The sequence below is a fragment of the Adonisia turfae CCMR0081 genome (genome assembly GCF_011009555.1).
Taxonomy (GTDB): domain Bacteria; phylum Cyanobacteriota; class Cyanobacteriia; order Phormidesmidales; family Phormidesmidaceae; genus Leptothoe; species Leptothoe turfae.
In genome coordinates this window covers 4329176-4333590 of the sequence record NZ_QXHD01000004.1, presented here as the reverse complement: position 1 = coordinate 4333590, position 4415 = coordinate 4329176, and the positions used below count along the sequence as shown (strand labels likewise).

General features: G+C 51.4%; 3 protein-coding genes. All 3 read left to right on the top strand.

Features of this window, described 5'->3' with window-relative positions; translation table 11 throughout:
* Positions 1 to 15: 15 nt before the first annotated feature.
* The 3 genes from DXZ20_RS22690 to DXZ20_RS22680 all read left to right on the top strand — a co-directional run bounded on the left by DXZ20_RS22690 (position 16) and on the right by DXZ20_RS22680 (position 4311).
* Positions 16 to 1017, top strand: a complete 1002-nt coding sequence (locus DXZ20_RS22690; protein ID WP_431732106.1) for a FecCD family ABC transporter permease — start codon at positions 16 to 18, stop codon at positions 1015 to 1017.
* Between the two features lie 2 nt (positions 1018 to 1019).
* On the top strand, positions 1020 to 1847 hold the full coding sequence (locus DXZ20_RS22685; protein ID WP_163700928.1) for an ABC transporter ATP-binding protein: 828 nt from the start codon (positions 1020 to 1022) through the stop codon (positions 1845 to 1847).
* A gap of 256 nt (positions 1848 to 2103) precedes the next feature.
* Positions 2104 to 4311: a TonB-dependent hemoglobin/transferrin/lactoferrin family receptor gene (locus tag DXZ20_RS22680; RefSeq protein ID WP_163700924.1), complete on the top strand. Its 2208-nt coding sequence runs from the start codon at positions 2104 to 2106 to the stop codon at positions 4309 to 4311.
* Positions 4312 to 4415 lie beyond the last annotated feature (104 nt).

The window sequence follows — 4415 nt, the reverse complement described above, 5'->3', positions numbered from 1 at the left end:
ACCAAGGCATGGCCAGTGCCTCATCGGCGACGCTACAAGGTAGTGCTGGTGAGTTTAATGCTGGTCTTAGGGCTGTTGTTAGCGATCGCAATATCCCTATCCTTCGGCTCGGTTGCTCTGACGCAGCCAGAGGTGTGGGCCGCCCTCAACAGGGAAGGTAGCAGCATTAACCAAACCATCGTCTGGGATCTGCGGTTGCCCAGGGTGCTGATGGCCATTGTGGTCGGTTCAGCCCTGGGCATGGCTGGCGCATTACTCCAGGGCATGTTGCGCAATGGACTGGCTAGCCCCTTTTTGCTGGGGATCTCCTCTGGTGCTGGGTTAGCCGCTGTGCTGATCGTGGGCCTTAATGTCTGGGATATTTGGTTGCCGTTGGGGGCCTGGCTGGGATCGGTGATCGCCATGGCCATTGTGTTTGGCCTGGCTAGAACCAAGGGGGAAATCTCAGTGGAGCGGCTGATTCTGGGGGGGGTTGCCGCCAGTACATTATTTGCCGCGTTACAAACCATGCTGCTCTTGCTATCTGCGGACGGCCGGGTGCAGGCTGCACTGACCTGGTTGACCGGCAGCCTCAATGGTCGTGGCTGGCAGGAGTTAACCATTGTCAGCCCTAGTTTAGTGGTGGGTTTACTGGCGGGGTGCTTGTTGGCACGCCAGGTGAACCTGTTAAGCCTGGGGGATGATTTAGCTGTTGGACTGGGGTCGTCATTGGTGCGATCTCGACTGCTGATTGGCGCAGTTGCCACCCTACTCACCGCAGGAGCCGTCAGCATTGCCGGGTTAGTGGGCTTTGTCGGTTTACTAGTACCCCACGGTGTTCGACTCTTGGTGGGCAACGATTACCGATTAGTGCTTCCCTTCTCTGCCATTGGGGGTGCCCTGGTGCTTTGCAGCGCCGATTTGCTAGCCCGACTAGGCCCCATTGAACTACCGGTGGGTATTGTCACCTCCATTATGGGAGCCCCTGTATTTATGTGGCTGCTGTATCGTCGTAGTGGAGCTATTACAAGGGGTTAGCCATGGTTTTAGAGGCACAGGGGCTACAGGGCGGCTATGGCAACAAAGCAATTATTGAACAGGTAAATTTAACCCTGCATCAGGGCGAATGGCTCAGCATTCTGGGGGCCAACGGCTCTGGTAAATCCACCCTGCTGCGATTGTTTGGTCGTATTCTCTCCCCTCAACAGGGCTCTATTTTGCTCAGCGGTCACGATATTCAAAATCTGTCGCCCACATCAGTGGCTCGTAAACTGGCCTTATTGCCCCAACAGCAGATTTTGCCAGCGGGTCTCAGCGTCTATCAGCTGGTTAGCCTGGGCCGCTCGCCCCACCAACCCTGGTGGCAGTGGGATCTCACCAGCCGTGACCATAAACACATCGACCAGGCCCTGATCTGGACTGACATGGACCAGTATCGCCACGAACCCGTTGCCAATTTGTCTGGCGGTCAGCGACAGCGAGCCTTTTTAGCCCTGGCCCTGGCCCAGCAACCCAGGGTATTGCTGCTGGATGAACCCACCACCTATTTAGATATCCACTACCAGCTACAGCTTTTAGAGTTACTCAAGCAACTCAATCAACAAGAACAGCTAGCCATCATCACCGTATTACACGACATTAATCTGGCGGCTCGCTACAGCGATCGGCTGGCCTTTATGCGCCAGGGCAAGCTGTGGGCCATCGGACCAGTCCATGACACCCTCACCCCCGACATTGTGACCCAGGCATTTGACGTGGATGTGGCCATTTTGGACACCCCCATCGGTCCGCAGATTTGCCCCCTGGCAGCAACCTCTCACACCCCACCCAGCAAAAACACCGAATTAGCCTCAAACGCCATTAATTAAGGTCAACCAGGCTCACGGTCTTTGCTTCTCGGTTTATTGCTTAGCTTTTCAATCAATTCCTTCTTCTGAAATGAACCCTATGCGCTTATTGAGATTTTTTCTTTTTAATATCCCTTTTTTTGCCATTCTAATAGCTCTCAATAGCACTGCTCAAGCTAGTAATAGATGTGATTATTTAGCCACCTCAGAAAACGCTGGATCTTTTTGTAGACAGGCAGTTAAGCCCTCATTTGCAATCACATCAGAGGCGACATTTATGGCTCAGGGAGAATCGTCTGAGGAATCAGAAGAATCGGAAGAACTTATCGATAACGATGATGATGGTCTGCTGCGCATCACCGTCACAGGCACCCGTACCCCCCGCACGATTCAGACAGCGCCTGCCACGGTCACAGTGATTGACGCCGATAATGTCAATCGCCTCCTGATTCGCGATATTTCTGACCTGATTCGTTATGAGCCTGGGGTATCAGTCGGCAACAATCTCCAGTTTGGTCTCCAAGACTTTAATATTCGCGGTATCGATGGCAATCGCATCCTAATTCAGGTGGATGATATTCGATTGCCCTCAGCTTTCCAGTTTGGGGATGCCGTCACCGTTGGCCAGGGGTTTAATTTAGGCCGAGATTATTTTGATACGGAAATTCTTCGTACAGCTGAAATTCTGCGGGGGCCAGCCTCCACCCTGTATGGCAGTGATGCGTTAGGTGGAACAGTCAGCTACTTTACCCTGGACCCCACCGAGCTGATTGAAGCCGTCGGTCGTGACTCAGCTGCCACTGCTTCAACCAATTTTGATAGCCGCAACACCGGGTTTACCAGCACATTTGTGCAGATCAATCGCTTTGACAATATTGACACGCTGTTGGCCTATTCTCGCCGTGATGGTTCTGAAGCTGAAAACCTGGGTGATGACCAAGATAGCCAACGCAACAGCCTACTGGGCAAATTGGTTTACAACCTGGATGAACGTAGTGCCGTCGACTTTACGGTGGAGTTGTTTGATAACGACGTCGACACCACCACATCGGATGAAAATTTGCCTTTAATTACGGGGACAACCACACGATTTGAAGAGGAAGTCGATACGACTCGCACCCGGTTAAGTTTGGCCTATAACTATGACAATACCGAAAGTCGCTCTTTTCTGGATTTTGCTCGGGCTCGCCTTTATTTTCAAGACTCTCGCACCCAAGAAGAGAACGAGCGGGAGCTGTTGGGCTTTGACTTTAGAACATTTCAGCGATTTCCAGCATTGCGGTTGAGTGAAAACCGCTTTGTGGATCAGGTGTTTGGCGGTGATGTGCAACTGCGCAGTGATTTTGACTGGGGGAAAACCGACCACCGTCTAACCTACGGTGTGGATATTTCTAACACCTTTAATGCCCGTCCCCGGGAGCGCGTTCAAACCAACCTGATTACGGGGGATACCACCCAAAATGCTATTCCTGACGATTTTCCCACCCGGGACTATCCCAACTCAGACACCTTCAGGGTGGGAGTTTATCTCCAGGATGAAATTGAGTTTGGCGATGGTGCCTTTAGCGTTATTCCCGGCCTGCGTTATGACTATTACGACCTGAACATTTCCATTGACGAAGACTTTGAGCGCAACGGGGCAACGGCAACGGACTTTAGCGATAGTTCATTCTCTCCCACCCTGGCCCTGGTCTATCAGCCAACGGATACCCTTAGCTTTTACGGTCGCTATGCGCGCGGTTTTCGGGCACCGCAGTATGACGAGATCAACAGCGGTTTTACCAATCAAATCTTTGGCTATCGCACAGAGCCCAACCCTGACCTGGAGGCAGAGACCAGCAACAGTTTTGAAGTGGGCATGCGGGGTAATTTTTCGAAGTTTAACGTTAGCTTGGCCGGTTTCTATAATCGGTACAACGATTTTATTGACAACCAGTTGGTGGATACTGAATTTAGCGGCGGTCGCCCCCTATTGGTCTTTCAAAACGTCAACATTGATGATGTAGAAACCTATGGTGTAGAAGCAAAAGCAGAGTATCAATTTACCCCAGGTCAGGGAGGATTTAGTTTACTCGGAGCCCTATCCTGGACCGAAGGCAACAATCTCACCTCTGATGAACCGCTATCTACTGTGGACCCGATTGAGGCCGTCTTAGGATTGCGCTATAGCTCGTCCGATCAGCGCTGGGGTGCAGAATTGGTCAGTACCTTTGTGGGTGAAGCCAGGGGGGAAGGGTTTGAACCCGAGGCCGACCAGGATCCCTTCGTCCCCGATGCTTACTCAGTATTTGATCTAATTGGCTATTACCAAATCAATCCTAATCTGACCTTTAATTTAGGATTGTTCAATTTATTTGACACGGATTACGAGCGCTATTCTGACGTGCGCTTTTTAGATAGCAACGACAGTTTATTTAATTTACGGCGGGCTCGTTTTGAGCAGCCAGGGTTAAACCTTCAGGCTGGTGTGACCTGGCAGTTTTGAGCCAGGGTAGCAATGTACCAGGTACCTGGGCGTGCTGCCTGAGGCAACAATCAATTGTGTAATTGTGTATTAGGAGAAGAGACATGAGCGAAAAACCTATGGGA